This is a genomic window from Nonomuraea sp. NPDC001636 (assembly GCF_040298265.1).
Taxonomy (GTDB): Bacteria; Actinomycetota; Actinomycetes; order Streptosporangiales; family Streptosporangiaceae; genus Nonomuraea.
This window is the reverse complement of sequence record NZ_JBEOZT010000005.1, coordinates 169,119-183,908: the sequence shown is the minus strand read 5'-3', so window position 1 is coordinate 183,908 and position 14,790 is coordinate 169,119. Positions and strand designations below refer to the sequence as shown.

17 protein-coding genes are annotated in these 14,790 nt (G+C 72.4%); 9 read left to right on the top strand and 8 right to left on the bottom strand.

The window, feature by feature from the left end:
• Nucleotides 1-21 precede the first annotated feature (21 nt).
• Nucleotides 22-1,398 carry a MocR-like pyridoxine biosynthesis transcription factor PdxR gene (gene pdxR / locus ABT158_RS13000; RefSeq protein WP_352352951.1) on the top strand — a complete coding sequence of 459 codons (1,377 nt, stop codon included), beginning with the start codon at nt 22-24 and terminating at the stop codon, nt 1,396-1,398.
• A 25-nt stretch (nt 1,399-1,423) separates the two neighbouring features.
• Nucleotides 1,424-2,362: a Gfo/Idh/MocA family protein gene (locus ABT158_RS12995; protein WP_352352950.1), complete on the top strand. Its 939-nt coding sequence runs from the start codon at nt 1,424-1,426 to the stop codon at nt 2,360-2,362.
• Between the two features lie 52 nt (nt 2,363-2,414).
• Here the strand turns inward: ABT158_RS12995 and ABT158_RS12990 are convergent, their stop codons facing one another.
• Nucleotides 2,415-3,578, bottom strand: a complete 1,164-nt coding sequence (locus ABT158_RS12990) for an MFS transporter (protein WP_352352949.1) — start codon at nt 3,576-3,578, stop codon at nt 2,415-2,417.
• Nucleotides 3,579-3,683: 105 nt separating this feature from the next.
• Here ABT158_RS12990 and ABT158_RS12985 point away from each other — a divergent pair, with 105 nt between their 5' ends.
• Nucleotides 3,684-4,286: a TetR/AcrR family transcriptional regulator gene (locus ABT158_RS12985; RefSeq protein WP_352352948.1), complete on the top strand. Its 603-nt coding sequence runs from the start codon at nt 3,684-3,686 to the stop codon at nt 4,284-4,286.
• Here the strand turns inward: ABT158_RS12985 and ABT158_RS12980 are convergent.
• On the bottom strand, nt 4,261-4,923 hold the full coding sequence (locus ABT158_RS12980; RefSeq protein ID WP_352352947.1) for a DUF998 domain-containing protein: 663 nt from the start codon (nt 4,921-4,923) through the stop codon (nt 4,261-4,263). The two genes, ABT158_RS12985 and ABT158_RS12980, sit on opposite strands and share 26 nt — an antisense overlap.
• A 249-nt stretch (nt 4,924-5,172) precedes the next feature.
• Here ABT158_RS12980 and ABT158_RS12975 point away from each other — a divergent pair, with 249 nt between their 5' ends.
• Nucleotides 5,173-5,823: a DUF1707 SHOCT-like domain-containing protein gene (locus ABT158_RS12975; protein WP_352352946.1), complete on the top strand. Its 651-nt coding sequence runs from the start codon at nt 5,173-5,175 to the stop codon at nt 5,821-5,823.
• 6 nt (nt 5,824-5,829) lie between these two features.
• On the opposite strand, the gene glpX is transcribed toward ABT158_RS12975, so the two are convergent.
• A complete protein-coding gene (glpX, locus tag ABT158_RS12970; protein ID WP_352325444.1) occupies nt 5,830-6,864 on the bottom strand; it encodes a class II fructose-bisphosphatase in 1,035 nt (344 codons plus the stop codon).
• Between the two features lie 248 nt (nt 6,865-7,112).
• On the opposite strand from glpX, the gene ABT158_RS12965 reads away from it, so the two are divergent.
• Genes ABT158_RS12965 through ABT158_RS12955 form a run of 3 tightly spaced genes read left to right on the top strand, consistent with a single transcriptional unit; the run spans nt 7,113 to nt 8,527 of the window.
• The gene (locus tag ABT158_RS12965) at nt 7,113-7,721 is read left to right on the top strand and encodes a TetR/AcrR family transcriptional regulator (protein WP_352352945.1); all 609 of its coding nucleotides are present in this window, start codon (nt 7,113-7,115) and stop codon (nt 7,719-7,721) included.
• A gap of 11 nt (nt 7,722-7,732) precedes the next feature.
• Nucleotides 7,733-8,263 (top strand): DUF4245 domain-containing protein, encoded by a 531-nt coding sequence (locus tag ABT158_RS12960; RefSeq protein ID WP_352352944.1) that lies wholly within the window; start codon nt 7,733-7,735, stop codon nt 8,261-8,263.
• A gap of 36 nt (nt 8,264-8,299) precedes the next feature.
• Nucleotides 8,300-8,527, top strand: a complete 228-nt coding sequence (locus tag ABT158_RS12955) for an exodeoxyribonuclease VII small subunit (protein WP_352325447.1) — start codon at nt 8,300-8,302, stop codon at nt 8,525-8,527.
• 4 nt (nt 8,528-8,531) lie between these two features.
• Here the strand turns inward: ABT158_RS12955 and ABT158_RS12950 are convergent, their stop codons facing one another.
• Complete coding sequence (locus ABT158_RS12950; protein ID WP_352352943.1) at nt 8,532-8,945, bottom strand: nitroreductase family deazaflavin-dependent oxidoreductase; 414 nt, start codon at nt 8,943-8,945, stop codon at nt 8,532-8,534.
• Between the two features lie 83 nt (nt 8,946-9,028).
• Between ABT158_RS12950 and ABT158_RS12945 the strand changes: the two genes are divergently transcribed.
• The gene (locus ABT158_RS12945; RefSeq protein WP_352352942.1) at nt 9,029-9,634 is read left to right on the top strand and encodes a TetR/AcrR family transcriptional regulator; all 606 of its coding nucleotides are present in this window, start codon (nt 9,029-9,031) and stop codon (nt 9,632-9,634) included.
• Here ABT158_RS12945 and xseA read toward each other — a convergent pair.
• Nucleotides 9,631-10,833, bottom strand: a complete 1,203-nt coding sequence (gene xseA, locus ABT158_RS12940) for an exodeoxyribonuclease VII large subunit (protein WP_352352941.1) — start codon at nt 10,831-10,833, stop codon at nt 9,631-9,633. The two genes, ABT158_RS12945 and xseA, sit on opposite strands and share 4 nt — an antisense overlap.
• A 26-nt stretch (nt 10,834-10,859) precedes the next feature.
• A complete protein-coding gene (locus ABT158_RS12935) occupies nt 10,860-11,888 on the bottom strand; it encodes a DUF8129 domain-containing protein (RefSeq protein WP_352352940.1) in 1,029 nt (342 codons plus the stop codon).
• A 100-nt stretch (nt 11,889-11,988) separates the two neighbouring features.
• Here ABT158_RS12935 and ABT158_RS12930 point away from each other — a divergent pair, with 100 nt between their 5' ends.
• Nucleotides 11,989-12,954: a 4-hydroxy-3-methylbut-2-enyl diphosphate reductase gene (locus ABT158_RS12930; protein WP_352352939.1), complete on the top strand. Its 966-nt coding sequence runs from the start codon at nt 11,989-11,991 to the stop codon at nt 12,952-12,954.
• Here ABT158_RS12930 and ABT158_RS12925 read toward each other — a convergent pair.
• Both ABT158_RS12925 and ABT158_RS12920 read right to left on the bottom strand, forming a co-directional pair.
• Nucleotides 12,951-13,460 carry a DUF6542 domain-containing protein gene (locus ABT158_RS12925; RefSeq protein WP_352352938.1) on the bottom strand — a complete coding sequence of 170 codons (510 nt, stop codon included), beginning with the start codon at nt 13,458-13,460 and terminating at the stop codon, nt 12,951-12,953. The two genes, ABT158_RS12930 and ABT158_RS12925, sit on opposite strands and share 4 nt — an antisense overlap.
• A gap of 14 nt (nt 13,461-13,474) precedes the next feature.
• Nucleotides 13,475-14,731, bottom strand: a complete 1,257-nt coding sequence (locus tag ABT158_RS12920; RefSeq protein WP_502911522.1) for a DNA recombination protein RmuC — start codon at nt 14,729-14,731, stop codon at nt 13,475-13,477.
• Nucleotides 14,732-14,790 lie beyond the last annotated feature (59 nt).

Here is a 14,790-nt window from a genome sequence, read left to right as displayed (position 1 = left end):
CCGCTATATGACAGGACCAATATGGCTGACCTACACATCCAGATAAATCGGGATGCGGGAGGGATCGCTGGGCAGATCGCGGCCGAGCTGCGCGACGGCGTGCGCCTCGGGCGGCTCGTGCCCGGCACCCGCCTGCCCGCCACCCGCGACCTCGCCGCCGACCTCCAGGTCTCCAGGGGCGTGGTGGTGGAGGCGTACGAGCAGCTCGTGGCCGAGGGCTTCCTGGTCTCGCGGGTGGGGGCCGGGACCGAGGTGGCCCCGCTGGGCGCCGTCCGGTCCGCCCGTCCCTGGCCGGTGGCCGACGGCGGCGCCTGCGGGCCGTACCGCGGGCATCGGGCCACGTCCCCCGACCTCGGGCACTTCCCCCGGGAGCGGTGGTCGGCGGCCGTCCGGCACGTGCTGGCCACCGTGCCGTCCGACGCGCTCGACTACGGCGACCCCGGCGGCGTCCCGGAGCTGCGCGAGGAGCTGGCCGGTTACCTGCGGCGGGTCAGGGCGGCCGACGTCCATCCCGACAATCTGGTCGTCGTGGGCGGCGTGGCGCAGGGGCTGAGCCTGGCGCTGCACGTCCTGGCCCGGCGCGGCGGCCTGCGCCTGATCGTCGAGGACCCCACCAGCCGCCGCCAGGTCCCGCTGCTGGAACGGGCCGGGGCCCGCCTGGTGCCGGTGCCCGTCGGCTGCGAGGGCCTGGTCACCGGCGCCATGGAGGGCGACGCGGCGCTGGTCACGCCCGCGCACCAGTACCCGACGGGCGTCGTGCTCTCCCCAGCCAGACGGGCCGCGCTCATGGAATGGGCCTGCGCGGGCGACCGCACGATCCTGGAGGACGACTACGACGCCGAGTTCCGCTACGACCGCGACCCGGTCGGCTGCCTCCAGGGGCTGGCCCCCGACCGGGTGATCCTGACCGGCAGCGTCAGCAAGTCGCTCGCGCCCGGCCTCCGGCTCGGCTGGGTGGCTGCCCCCGCCCACCTGGCCGAGGCGATCCGCCGCGCCCGGAGCGAGCTCGACCTGGGCTCCCCGGTCATCGAGCAGTACGCGCTGGCCCACTTCCTGCGCACCGGCGGCTACGACAAACACCTGCGGCGCATGCGCAGGGAGTACCGCCGCCGCCGGGACGCCCTGGTCAGGGCGCTGGCCGAGGAGCTGCCGGAGATCCGCGTCCGGGGCATCCAGGCCGGGCTGCACGTCTACCTCGACCTGCCGGACGGCTGGGACGAGCTGCGGCTCGTCCGCGCGGCCGAGGAGGTCGGCCTGGCCGCCGAGCCGGTCGCGCCGATGCGGTTCTCGCCCGGCCCGCCGGCGGTCGTGGTCGGGTTCGCCCGGCTGCCGGTGCATCAGGCGGTGGAGGCCGTGCAAGGCTTGAAAGTCCGTATGTCCGGACATATCAAGGACTGAGGCGGAAAGCGGCATTGGAGGCGGCATGCGGGTGGGACTGCTGGGCCTGGGCCGGATCGGCGCGTTCCACGCCGCGAACCTGGCCGCGCACCCCCTGGTCGACGAGCTGATCGTGGCCGACCCGGTCAGGACCTCGCCGTACGGCAGGCCGGGCGACCCGTTCGAGGCCGACGCCGTGGTCATCGCCACGCCGACGAGCACGCACGCCGAGCTGCTCATCAGGGCGTGCGAGCTGGGCGTCCCCGTCCTGTGCGAGAAGCCGGTGGCGGGCACGGTCGCCGAGACGGTCAAGGTGCTGGAGGCGAGCGCGGGCCGGCGGGTGTTCGTCGGGTTCCAGCGCAGGTTCGACCCCGGTTACCGGGCCGCCCGCGCCGCGCTGCGGGCCGGCGAGCTGGGCGAGCTGCACCGCGTCCACCTGGTGACGGCCGATCCCGCGCCGCCGCCCGCCGGGTACGTCCCGCTGTCCGGCGGGCTCTTCCGCGACTGCCACGTCCACGACTTCGACGCCCTGCGCTGGGTGACCGGGCGTGAGGTCGTCTCCGTCCACGCCGTCGGCGCGAACCGGGGGGCGGCGTTCTTCAAGGAGGCCGGCGACGTGGACAACAGCGCCGCGCTGCTCGTCCTCGACGACGGCACGCTGGCCACCCTTCAGGGCTCCCGCTACAACGGCGCCGGCTACGACGTGCGCATGGAGCTGGCCGGCACGAAGGGCACCCAGGTGGCCGGGCTCGGGCCGCGCGCCCCGCTGCGCAGCGCCGAGGGCCTGCAGCCGCCCGGCCCGCCCTGGCCCGACTTCGCCGCCAGGTTCGGCCCCGCCTACGCGGCCGAGATCGACGCCTTCCTGCGCGGCGGCGAGGGTCTGTGCCCGGTCGAGGACGCCCTGGCCGCCCTGTACGTCGCCGAGGCCGCCGACCTGTCGCTGCGCGAGTCGCGTCCCGTCCAGGTGGCCGAAGTGCGCGGCTGAGCCGGCGGCACGCCCGAGCGCGTCACACCCGAATGCGGCTCGCCCGAGCGGGTCACGCCTGCGCGGCGGCCCGCCGGGGCGCGAAACCCGGCGCGAGCGCGATGATCACGCCCGCCAGCAGCAGCGGCGCGACGAACGCCACCCGCCAGTCCGTGGCGTCGGCGATGCCGCCGATCAGCGCGGCTCCCACGATGAAGCCCACGTAGTTGAAGAGGTTCACCCGGGCGATGGCCACCCCGGTGCCCGCCGGGTCCAGCTTGCCGGCCGCCGAGAACGACTGCGGCGCGACCACCGACAACCCCAGCCCGGTCAGCCCGAACGCGACGATCGCCAGCGGCTGGTTCGGGGCCACCACGACGCCGAGGAAGCCCAGCGTGGCCAGCGCGCCGCCGAGCCGGACGATGGCGGCCGGGCCGTAGCGGCGGACCGCGACGTCGCCGCCGAGCCGCACGGCCAGCGTCGCGCCCTGGTAGACGCTGTAGGCCAGCTTCGCCACGCTGTCCTGGGCCAGCAGGGCCTTGCCCATGAAGACGGTCGCGAAGTTCGACACCGCCGCGTCGCCGATGTAGAGGAAGCCCATGGCCAGGCAGAGCGGGATGATCGGCCGCCAGGGGAACTTGCCGGTCGCGGCCTCGACGACGTTCTCGACCTTCTCCTCGGCGATCGTGCACAGCTTCGGCCCGGCGTAGATCGAGCCGGCCACCGCCAGGACCATGGGGATCGCCATCGTGACCGCCAGCGAGACCCGGCCGGCCGCGAACACCGCCCACAGGGCCCCCGCCAGGCTGAGGACGCTCCACACGCTGTGGAAGCCGTTCAGCACGGCGGTGCCGTACCGGCGTTCGACGGCCACGCCCTGCATGTTCATGCCCGCGTCCACCGCGCCGACCGCCAGGCCGAACAGCAGCAGGGCGGGCACGGCCAGCGGCACCGAGGGCGCGAGGCCGGTGAGCACCACGGCGAGGGCCACCGCGGGCTGCGCGACCCGCAGGAGCAGCTTGCTGCCGTACCGGGCGGCGAACGTGCCCGCGCCGACGCTGCCCACGCCGGCGAAGACGGGCACGATCAGCAGCAGGAGCGTGAGCGCCCCGTCGGTGAGCTCCAGCTCGGCCTGGAGACTGGCCACCTGGACGAGCAGGGTGGCGAAGGAGAGGCCCTGCACGCCGTACACGACGTACGTGGCGGTACGGGCCTGGCGATCACGCGGGGACGGCACGACGGCCTCCTGATCGGGGGGGAATCAAACGTGAGGCGGAGTCAGGTTAGCGGCTGGTCAGGGCCGTACGCCAGCGTCAGATCCGGCGGCGGATAGGGTGCCGGGGTGAAACGGGGCTACGCGACCGGCGAGGCGCGCAAGGAGCGCATCCTGGCGGTGGCGCTGCTGGAGTTCGCCGAGCACGGCTACCGCGGCGCCTCGCTGGCCCGCATCGCCGAGCGGGTGGAGCTCTCCCAGGCGGGGCTGCTCCACCACTTCAGGAGCAAGGAGCGTCTGCTCGTCGCGGTGCTCGACTACCGCGACGAGCTCGACCGGCGCAGGTTCGGGCCGGGCCGCGACGCCCACGACGGCGGCGCCGCCGCGCTGCGCGCGCTGGCCGACGTCGTCGACCACAACGCGCGGGTGCCGGGGCTCGTCCAGCTCTTCTCGGTGATCAGCGGCGAGGCGGTGACCCCGGGCCACCCCGGCCACGAGTGGGCCAGGCGGCGCTACCGGCGGCTGCGCGCCGACGTGGCCGCCGCGCTGCGCGCGGGCGCCGAGCGCGGCGAGTTCCGGGCCGGCCTCGACGCCGAGGCCCACGCCGACCGCCTGATCGCGATGATGGACGGCCTGCAGACCCAGTGGCTGATCGACCCCGCCCAGGTGGACATGGCGGCCGTCTTCCGCGGTTACGTGGAGGACCTCATCGCCGCTCTACGGCCCGCCTGACCGCCCGCACCGGCTCGGCCTCCGCCAGCCGTCCGGCCGCCCAAACCCCGAGGGCCAGCAGCGCGGCCACCTCGGTCACCGCCAGCCCCCGTTCGACCAGGCCGAGGGGCACCACCCGGTACCACGGCAGCCCGTGGCGCGCGCCGATCAGCACCGCCGCGCCGATGCCCACGACCCACAGCGCCGAGCACACCCCCAGCCCGAACGCCATCGTCGCCGACCTGCGACGTTCCCGTTGCCGCCAGGGCCGGGCGATGACCAGCGCGGCGAGCGGCAGGCTGAGGAAGGCCACGAAGCTGCCGACCCGGTGGATGCTGCCGCTCGTGCTCGGGCCTACCGCCCAGTCGTGCTTCTGGAACGAGGCCGTCAGCAGCAGCCCCACGCTCCAGGCCATGAGCGCGACCGTGCCGACCGCCCCGGCCAGCCGCTTGCGCGCCAGCGAGACGGCGATGGCCGCCGACCCGGCCGCGAGCAGCCCCACGGCGAGCCCGAAGATCCATCCGTCGGGGCCGAGACCGTGCTCGCTGATCGTGCGTCTGAACGGGTTCGTCTCGTCGAGGCTGGTCAGGTCCAGGCCCGCGAGCACGGCGATGCCCACCCCCGCCGCACCGAGCCCCCATCGCGCCGGTTGGTGCACGCCCGCCTCCCGGGATCAGCGGTCAGAAGCCTGTCGCGTGGATCAACGGCGGAAAACGCCGGACGATTCCGGCGTAAGACCATCGGCACCCCGACCGGACGATTCCGACGTACGGCCACCGGCACGCCGAGGCGAACGGAGAGCCGGCTCGGGAGATCGGCGTGTTGCTCGGGCGGATTCGCCGATGTGCGCCCTGTTGGTCCGCTCTTGGGCGAGCGAATACCCGGGCCGCCGGATATCGTCAGAAGTGTGAACGAACGCGCGGGATCGTGGTTGCCGAAGCTGCAGGAAGTCGGAGAGCGGCTTGCTGAGGAGTTCGTGACGTCCCGGCGCGCATCGGCCGCGCCCGGCCTGCCGAAGCCGCACGAGCTGCGCGCCTCCGACGCCGACCGAGAACGCATCGCGCAGGTGCTCCAGGACGCCCACGCCGACGGCCGGCTCGACCTCGTCGAGCTGGAGGAGCGGCTCGGCGTCGTCTACTCCGCGCGCACCCTCGGCGACCTCGCCGGGCTCACCGCCGACCTGCTCCCGGCCGAGGAGCAGCCGCTGAACCTCGACGGCCGGCCGGTGTCGGCCATCTTCAAGAAGGAGCAGCGCGGCGGGCGCTGGGTGGTGCCCGCCGAGCTCGACGTCACGGCCATGTTCGGCACGACCAAGCTGGACTTCCGCGACGCGATCCTGCAGAACAGCCGGATCGTCATCAACGCCACCCTGGTCTTCGGCGGCCTGGAGATCCACGTGCCGGAGGACCTTGAGGTGATCAGGGTCGCCAAGGGGGAGACCGTCCGCCTGACCAGGCAGCCGGTCGAGCCCGGCGGGCCCGTGGTCGAGGTGCGCACCACGAACTTCGCCGGCGACATCAAGGTCAAGGAACCGCCCAGGCGCAGACGCCGCCGCTGAGCCGGGTCAGCCGGCCGTGTCGAAGTTGATCGCGCTGTAGGCGCGCAGCTTCCAGAGCTGGTGCTCGCTCTCGATCTTCCTGATGGTCCCCGACCGGCCGCGCATCACCAGCGAGCTGGTCACCGCCGCGCCCGACCTGAACCGCACGCCCTGCATCAGCTCACCCTGGGTGATGCCGGTCGCGGCGAAGAACACGTCGTCCGACCTGACCAGGTCGTTCGTGGTGAGCACCTGGCTGAGGTCGTGCCCGGCGTCCACGGCCTTGGCGCGCTCGGCGTCGTCGCGCGGCCACAGCCGGCCCTGGATCACGCCGCCCAGGCACTTGAGCGCGCACGCGGCCACGATGCCCTCGGGCGTGCCGCCGATGCCCAGCATCAGGTCGATGCCGGTGCCCGCGCGGGCCGCCATGATCGCGCCGGCCACATCGCCGTCGACGATGAACTTGATCCGCGCGCCCGTCTCCCTGATCTCCTTGACCAGCTTCTCGTGCCGCGGCCGGTCCAGCACGACCACCGTGACGTCGGACGGCGAGCAGTGCTTGGCCCTGGCCACGGCGTTGATGTTGTCGGCCACCGACGCCTCGATGTTCACCACGTCGGCCGCCTCCGGCCCGGTGACCAGCTTCTCCATGTAGAACACCGCGGACGGGTCGTACATCGAGCCGCGCTCGCTCACCGCGATCACCGACACGGCGTCCGGCATGCCGAGCGCCGTCAGCCTGGTCCCGTCGATCGGGTCCACCGCGACGTCGCAGTCGGGGCCGCTGCCGTCGCCGACGCGCTCGCCGTTGTACAACATCGGGGCGTGGTCCTTCTCGCCCTCCCCGATGACCACCACGCCGTTCATCGACACCGTGTTGATCAGCTGGCGCATGGCGTTGACCGCCGCGCCGTCGGCGCCGTTCTTGTCGCCGCGGCCCACCCAGCGGGCCGCGGCCATGGCGGCCGCCTCCGTCACGCGTACCAGCTCCATCGCCAGGTTGCGGTCGGGGGCGTGCTCGCCCGTCGCGAGCGCTGCCGGTACCGACGTCTGATCGGACATGATGAGCCTCCTCGTTGAGAACTCTCTCGATCGTAGTTGCCGGTCTATTCCCGGTCAGAGGGGGATAATCTGCCCAGTCCGCCTCAGCTCTCTGCACAAGGGCCGCCACGCGATGGTCAGGGACCGGCGAAAAGGGATATCTATATGGGTGCCCCGCATGACGGAGACCGGATTTTGCGCCATATCGCGTGCGCGTAGGAGATCTCGCCTCCACCATGGACATGCGCCCCCGCCGTGGAGGAGATCGAATGAGCGAAGTGGAACACGCGGTGACCCAGCCTCGCACGTCCGAGCGGGGGGCTGCGACGCGGAGCTCGCTGCTGGCCGCCGCGCGGGAGGTCTTCGTCTCCAAGGGGTTCGCCGAGGCCGGCGTGACGGACGTCGTCGCCAGGGCCGACGCCAGCGTGGGCAGCCTCTACCACCATTTCTCCGGCAAGGCCGACCTTTACCTCACGTTGTGGGAGGAATGGCAGGCCCGCCAGGCCCAGCGCACCAAGCAGGCCGCCCGTACGGCTCGCGCCGCCGGCGAGGGCGACCCCATGCGGGTGTTCATCGACGCCGCCCGCGCCTACCTCGAAGGCTGCCTGGAGGAACGCGAGCTGGCCGCCCTGTTCCTGCGCGGCGACGGCCCGCCCGGCTTCGAGGTGGTCATGCGCGACCGCCTGCGCACGTGGGCCCAGCGCAACGCCGCCCTGTTCGAGGACGAGCCCGCGCTCGTCGTCGTGGTCACCGGCGCCCTGGCCGCGGCCGTCAGCGAGATCGTCTTCTCCGGCGACCGCGCGATGGTCGACGACGTGCTGGCGATCATCGGCCAGATCAGGCCCGCCGCTTCGGCGACCGCACCCTCCAGCGGGTAACCTCGCCAAGTGTGCGACGGTTCAGCCAAAGTTTCTACGGCTACGCGGTAGCCCTCTTCGTGTGCCTGGCGGGCGTGGGGCTCTTCATGCTCGTCGCCCCGCAGAGCCGCGAGGAGCACATCCCGCGGCTCGACTACTCCATCACCGTCGCCAACTTCGGGCACGACGTGCCCTACCAGGTGTGGTCCCCGCAGAAGGACCCGGCTGGCTGGGTGCCCAACAGCAACAGGATCGCCAAGGGCGAGAACGGCGCTCAGGTGCTCTACCTGGGCTACGCCACGGCCGAGCGGCAGCACGCCATGTTCGCCCAGAGCGACGAGAAGCCGGCCGCCGAGTTCGCCAACCGCATGACCGGCATCGCGAAGCCGTCCGGCAGCCAGCAGGTGGGCGGGGTGACGTGGGAGAAGCGGTTCCGCGAGGACAAGAACCAGCGCTCGCTCGTGCGGGTGCTCCCCGACGTCACCCTCGTGATCACCGGCACGGCCGACTGGCCCGAGCTGACCGAGCTGGCCGGGCTCCTGCAGCAGCGCGCCCAGGGGTGACCCTGGCCGGGCGCGGCGGCGTCTAGGGTGGTGGCCGTGGCAGACGAGAAGACACCTTCGTACGAGCAGGCCCGCGAGGAGCTGACCGAGGTGGTGCGCCGCCTGGAGACGGGCGGGCTCACCCTGGAGCAGTCGATCGAGCTCTGGGAGCGCGGCGAGCGGCTCGCGGCCGTCTGCGAGGAGTGGCTGCAGGGCGCCCGGGTCAAGCTCGCCGCCGCCATGGCGAGGCGCTCGGAGCCGGGCGCCGACGACGCCCCCTTCTGATCCGTCAGGAGGCGGTGCGGTTGAGCGCCACCACGGGGATGCGGCGGGTGGTCTTGGCCTCGTACTCCGCGAAGCCGGGGGCGATCTCGACCATGCGGGCGTAGAGCCGGTCGCGCTCGTCGCCCTCGACGAAGTCCGCCTTGACCTCGAACGTCTCGGTGCCGATCTCGGCGGTCGCCGTGGGGTTGGCGCGCAGGTTGTGGTACCAGGCCGGGTGGTTGTCGGCGCCCGCGTTGGAGGCGATGATCACGTAGCGGTCGCCGTCGGGCAGGTACATCACCGGCGTGGTCGTCGGCCGGCCGCTCTTGGCGCCCGTGGTCGTGAGCAGCACCAGCGACGCGCCCTCGAACGGGCCGCCCACCCGGCCCTCGTTGGCCCGGAATTCGTCAATGACCTGCTGGTTGAACGAGTTGGTCATCCTCAGCTCCTCATAATCGGAGAGTTCTCCGATTCGGAGGATACCGGAGAGCTCTCCGTTCACCGCGGAGTTATGCTCCAGGCGTGTGCGCACGTCCCCTGCTGCCCGTCGTCGGGCAGCCCCAGCCCGAGCGGGCCGACGCCGCGCGCAACCGCCGGAAGATCATCGAGGTGGCCGCCGCGATGATCGCCGAGCGCGGCGCCGACGAGCTCTCGCTCGACGAGGTGGCCAAGGCCGCCTGCGTCGGGGTGGGCACCGTCTACCGGCGCTTCGGCGACCGCGCGGGGCTCGTCCTCGCGCTGATCGACGAGCGGGAGCGGCGCTTCCAGGCGGCGTTCCTGAGCGGCCCGCCGCCGCTCGGGCCCGGCGCGCCGCCCGCCGAGCGGATCACCGCGTTCCTGCACGCGCTGGTCGATCGCATCGTCGAGCAGCAGGACCTGTTCCTGCTGCTGGAGAACGGGCCGGGCAAGGCGCGCTACAGCGGGCCGTACAAGGTGCACCAGGTGCATCTGGCGAGCCTGCTCGCCGCGGCCCGGCCGGAGGCCCACGCCGCCTACCTGGCCGACGCGCTGCTCGCGCCGGTCACCGCCTGGCTGATCAAGTTCCAGCGGGAGGAGCGCGGCATGACGGTGGAGGACGTCAAGGCCGGCCTCGCCGACCTGGCCGCCGCCGTCGTGCGGGGATCCTAGTCCTCCGTACGGACCGTGAGCCGGTCGTCGCTCAGCCTGATCGTCAGCGGGGAGCCCGGCGGCACGTCCTTGGCCAGGCGCACGACCTCGCCCGACGGATGTTGCACGATCGCGTAGCCGCGCTCCAGCGTGGCCGCGGGCGACAACGCGACCAGACGGGCCCGCAGGTGCGTGAGGTCGTCGGCGGCCCGGTCGAGCGAGCCGGTCAGCGACCGCCTGGCCCGCTCCCGCAGCGCGTCGACCTGCTCGGCCCGGCGTTCGAGCTCGCGCACCGGATCGGCCAGCGACGGCCGCGAGCGCACCGACGTCAGCCAGGACATCTCGCGGTCGAGCCAGCCGTTGAGCACCCGCCGCCCGCGATCGCGCAGCTGACGGATCAGCGCGAGCTGCTCGCCCACGTCGGGGACGACCTTCTTGGCGGCGTCGGTGGGCGTGGAGGCGCGTACGTCGGCCACCAGGTCGAGCAGCGGGCTGTCCTGCTCGTGGCCGATCGCGCTGACCACGGGGGTGCGGCAGGCGGCCACCGCGCGCACGAGCGTCTCGTCGGAGAAGGGCAGCAGGTCCTCCAGCGAACCACCGCCGCGGGCCACGACGATCACCTCGACCTCGGGGTCGGCGTCGAGCTTGCGCAGCGCCTCGGTGACCTCCCCGACCGCGTACGGCCCCTGGACGGCCACCTCCTCCACCTTGAACCGCACGGCAGGCCAGCGGCGGCGGGCGTTCTCCAGCACGTCGCGCTCGGCGGCCGAGTCGCGCCCGCAGACGAGCCCGATCGTGCCCGGCAGGAACGGCAGCCGGCGCTTCCTGTCGGCGTTGAACAGCCCCTCGGTGGCCAGCAGCCGGCGCAGCCGCTCCAGCCTGGCCAGCAGCTCGCCCACGCCGACCGGCCGGATCTCCATCGCCGTGAAGGCGAACGAGCCCTTGTTGACCCAGAAGTCCGGCTTGACGTGCACCACGACCCGCGCGCCGTCGGTGGGACGCGGCTCGGCGGCCTCGTAGACGCCGCGCGGGGCCGTGACCCGGGCCGAGACGTTGGCCACCGGGTCACGCAGGGTCAGGAACACCGTGCCGCCGCGCGCGCTCAGATCGGTGATCTGGCCCTCGACCCACACCGTGCCGAGTCTGCCGATCCAGCCGCCCACCATCTGCAGGACCGTGCGGATCGGCAGGGGAGACTCGGGTGTGGTCTTCGAGGTCATGGCGGAAGACTACGGGTTCGCCGCGACTACTCCCCGGTCTGCAGCTTGGCCAGCCGGTTCTCGAACATGCGGACGACCTCGTCGCGGGCCTGGGTGGCGCGCTCGTAGGCGAGGTAGTCGCCGATCTGCTCGGCGGACTTGCCGCGCATCCTGGCCCGCAGCGAGGCCACGGTCAGCTCGGAGTAGCCGGGCAGCGGCTCGGCCAGGTCGTCCGGGACGACCTTGGGCTCCGCCACGGGGGCGGCCGGCTCGGTGACGGCCTCCGCGGCGGCCTTGAGCACGCCGTCCTGGGACGCGGCGGCGGCCGCGGGCTCCTCGGTGACCTCGGTGACCTCGGTGACGGCGGCGGGCTCGGCGGTGGCCTTGGCGGCCTTCGTCGCCTTCGCGGGCTTGGCGGTCGTGGTGGTCGCGGCGGCCTTCGTGCCCTTGGCGGTCTTCGTGGCCTTGGCGCTCTTGGCGGGCTTCGCGGCGGGCTCGGCGGCGGGCTCGGCCTCCGTCGGCGCCTCGGCCTTGACCTCGGCCTTGGCCGGCGTGCCGGCCTTCGCCGGGGCCTCCGTCGCGGCGGCGGCCTCCGGCTCGGGCTCGGACGTCGCCTTGGCGCCGGTCGACGGCTTGGGCTCGGACGTCGCCTTCGGCTCGGTCTCCGGCTTGGGCTCGGTCGACGGCTTCGACTCGGTCTCCGGCTTGGCGGCGGTCTTGCCCGCGGGAGCGAAGATGACCGGGTCCGGCTTGCTCTTGGACGACCCGTTGGGCGCGGCCTCCGGACGCGGCGTGAAGATCACCGGCTCCTTGCGCGCCGGCTTCTCCTCCTCGGCCGGGGGAGCGGCGACCTGCGCGGCGGCGGAGGGACGGGACTCCTGCTCCTCCTCCTGCTCCTCCTTCGTGCCGAGCCCCTTGATGGAGTTCTTCACCCGGTCCACCACCAGCAGCGCCTGCCCGGCCGCGCTGAGCGTGGTCTGGACGACGAGCAGCGGCAGATCCTTGGCCTTCTCCTTGAGTTCGTCCTTGTTGGTAACGGTTCTGGCGATGTTGCGTATCACGTCGCTGAGGGACATGACGTCTCCCTGGGAGGTCTGTATTGGACGGCCAGTCTGGCAAACGGCGGGCGACCACGCACGCGCAGCCCTGATGGCCGCTCCACGTAGCATAAGAAGTATGGAGCCCCAGACCCCCACTTCCCGCCGAGTACTCGTAGCCAAGCCGCGCGGCTACTGTGCCGGAGTCGATCGAGCCGTGGTAGCGGTCGAGAAGGCTTTGGAGCAGTACGGCGCGCCGGTCTACGTCCGCAAGCAGATCGTGCACAACACCCACGTCGTCAAGACGCTGGAGGCCAGGGGCGCCATCTTCGTCGAGGAGACCGAGGAGGTGCCCGAGGGCGAGATCGTGGTGTTCTCGGCCCACGGCGTCTCGCCGGCCGTGCACGAGGAGGCCAGGCAGCGGGGCCTGCGCACCATCGACGCCACCTGCCCGCTGGTCACCAAGGTGCACAACGAGGCCAAGCGGTTCGCCGCCCAGGACTACGACATCCTGCTCATCGGGCACGAAGGCCACGAAGAGGTCGAGGGCACCTCGGGCGAGGCCCCCGACCACATCCAGCTCGTCGACGGCCTCGACTCGGTCGAGAAGGTCCAGGTGAAGGACCCCGACAAGCTCGTGTGGCTGTCGCAGACCACCCTGTCGGTCGACGAGACCACCGAGACGGTCGCCCGCCTCAAGGAGCGCTTCCCCACCCTGATCGACCCGCCGAGCGACGACATCTGCTACGCCACCCAGAACCGGCAGGTCGCGGTGAAGGAGATCGCCGCCGAGGCCCAGCTCGTGATCGTGGTCGGGTCGGAGAACTCGTCCAACTCCAAGCGCCTGGTCGAGGTGGCCAAAGACTACGGCGCCGAGGCCGCGTACCTGGTGGACAACGCCGGCTTCATCCAGGACGAATGGCTCGACGGCGTCACCACGGTCGGCGTGACCAGCGGCGCGTCGGTGCCGGAGGAGCTGGTCGACGAGGTGCTCGCGCGGCTGGCCGGGCACGGCTTCGGCGACGTGCGCGAGGTCGAGTCGGTGCCGGAGAGCATGCGCTTCGCGCTCCCGCACGAGCTGCGCAAGGACCTTCGCGTCGGCTAGTCGTCGCCGCGCGGGGTGCCGTAGACCTTGGGCTCGAAGTAGCCTTCCGGCTCGGGCACGAACGGCTGGCGCGGGCGCGGCATCTCCGCGCCCGCCTTCAGCTCCTCGCGCAGCTCCCGCACGTTGTCGCGCAGGCCGCGCCGCCAGGCGACGGCCAGCACGACCGCCGAGCCGGCGAACAGCCAGGGGGCGCCGCGGGTCAGTGAGCCGTACAGGCCGAGGGCCAGCGACTGCATGATCGACACCGAGCCGAACGCGCGCCCGAGCTCGACGAAGAGCGTCGCGCAGAAGAACACCAGCGGCGGCGTGACCACCAGCGACAGCAGCTCGCGCTTGTTGACCAGGAGCACGCCGAGCAGGCTCGACACCACGAACGCGGCCCCCACCAGGTAGGACAGGCCGAGCACCGCGCTCAGGACATAGCCCGCCAGGGTGGCGACCAAGGTGAGCGCGATGGCGCCGCGAGCGGTCAGCCTGACGCCAGAACGCCTGCCCTTCTCTGCCACTGTCCCACCCCCGTTTACGGCGACCCGCCTGCCAACTTACCGTTCGAGTGCGAAATCAGAGACGTGGTTTCGAGCAGTTCGGGCGAGGCCAGGGGTCTCGGCAGCCCTTCGAGCATGTCCGGGGCGTCCAGGTCGCCGTCCACGACGCCCAGATCGTTAAGTTTGCGTGCGGTGACCAGGACGCGGCTTTCGAGCGACCCGACCGACTTGTTGTACGCCTCCACCGCCCGCGTCAGCGCCTTGCCCAGCGACTCCACGTTCCTGCCGAGGGACGACAGCCGCTCGTACAGCTCCTTGCCCAGCTCGAACACCGCCCGCGCGTTCTCGCTCAGCGCGGCCTGCTGCCAGGCGTAGTGGGCGGTGCGCAGCATCGTGATCAGCGTCGTCGGGGTGGCGATGTGCACCCGCCGCGCCATGGCGTACTCCAGCAGCGCGGGGTCGCGTTCGAGCGCGGGCGCGAGGAACGCCTCGCCCGGGATGAACAGCACCACGAACTCCGGCGTGGGGTTGAACCCCTGCCAGTACGCCTTGGCCGCCAGCCGGTCGACGTGCTCGCGCACGTGCCTGGCGTGGGCGTCGAGCCGGACGGTGGCCAGCGACTCGTCGCCCGCCTCGGCCGCCTCCAGGTAGGCCGCGAGCGAGACCTTGGAGTCGACCACAATGTTCTTGCCGCCGGCCAGCCTGACCACCATGTCGGGACGCATCGCGCCCTCGACGACCTGCTCCTCGAAGTCGCAGTGGCGCTGCATCCCGGCGATCTCGGCCACCCGGCGCAGTTGCAGCTCGCCCCACCGTCCGCGGGCCTCGGGCCGCTGCAGGGCCCTGACCAGCGCGGTCGTCTGCGAGCGCAGCTGCTCGTTGCTCTGCTGCACGAACTCCATCTGCTTGGCCAGCTCCGCCCGCGCCGCCCGCTGCCCGGCCTCGGTGTCGCGAAGCTGCGACTCGACCCGCGCGAGCGCGTCCTTCAGCGGCTCGACCAGGTGCTCGACGGCCTGTCTGCGCTGGTCGAGATCGCCGGCGGCCTCCGCGCGGCTGGCCGACAGCCGGGTCTCGGCCAGTTCGAGGAAACGCACGTTGTTGACGTCGAGGGCGCGCGTGGACAGGGCCTGGAACCGTTCGGCGAGCTGCTCCTCGACGTAGACCAGTTTCTCGGCGGCCGACCTGGCCCGCGCGTCGGCCTCGGCCACCCGCACCGCCGCGCGGGTCCTGGCGACCAGGAAGCCGACGAGGAGTCCGAGGGCGAGTCCGATGAGCAGCGAGACGACATCCACTCCAACGATGATTGCAGCACATCGCGTCTGGATCTTCCCGACACGCTTGCGGAATCCGC

Bases quoted from the DNA above. Each gene is read 5' to 3' on its own strand.
- ABT158_RS12935 (WP_352352940.1), bottom strand. From the start codon at position 11,888: ATGTCCCTCAGCGACGTGATACGCAACATCGCCAGAACCGTTACCAAC.
- xseA (WP_352352941.1), bottom strand. From the start codon at position 10,833: ATGACCTCGAAGACCACACCCGAGTCTCCCCTGCCGATCCGCACGGTC.
- ABT158_RS12995 (WP_352352950.1), top strand. From the start codon at position 1,424: ATGCGGGTGGGACTGCTGGGCCTGGGCCGGATCGGCGCGTTCCACGCC.
- glpX (WP_352325444.1), bottom strand. From the start codon at position 6,864: ATGTCCGATCAGACGTCGGTACCGGCAGCGCTCGCGACGGGCGAGCAC.
- ABT158_RS12930 (WP_352352939.1), top strand. From the start codon at position 11,989: ATGGAGCCCCAGACCCCCACTTCCCGCCGAGTACTCGTAGCCAAGCCG.
- ABT158_RS12965 (WP_352352945.1), top strand. From the start codon at position 7,113: ATGAGCGAAGTGGAACACGCGGTGACCCAGCCTCGCACGTCCGAGCGG.
- pdxR (WP_352352951.1), top strand. From the start codon at position 22: ATGGCTGACCTACACATCCAGATAAATCGGGATGCGGGAGGGATCGCT.
- ABT158_RS12950 (WP_352352943.1), bottom strand. From the start codon at position 8,945: ATGACCAACTCGTTCAACCAGCAGGTCATTGACGAATTCCGGGCCAAC.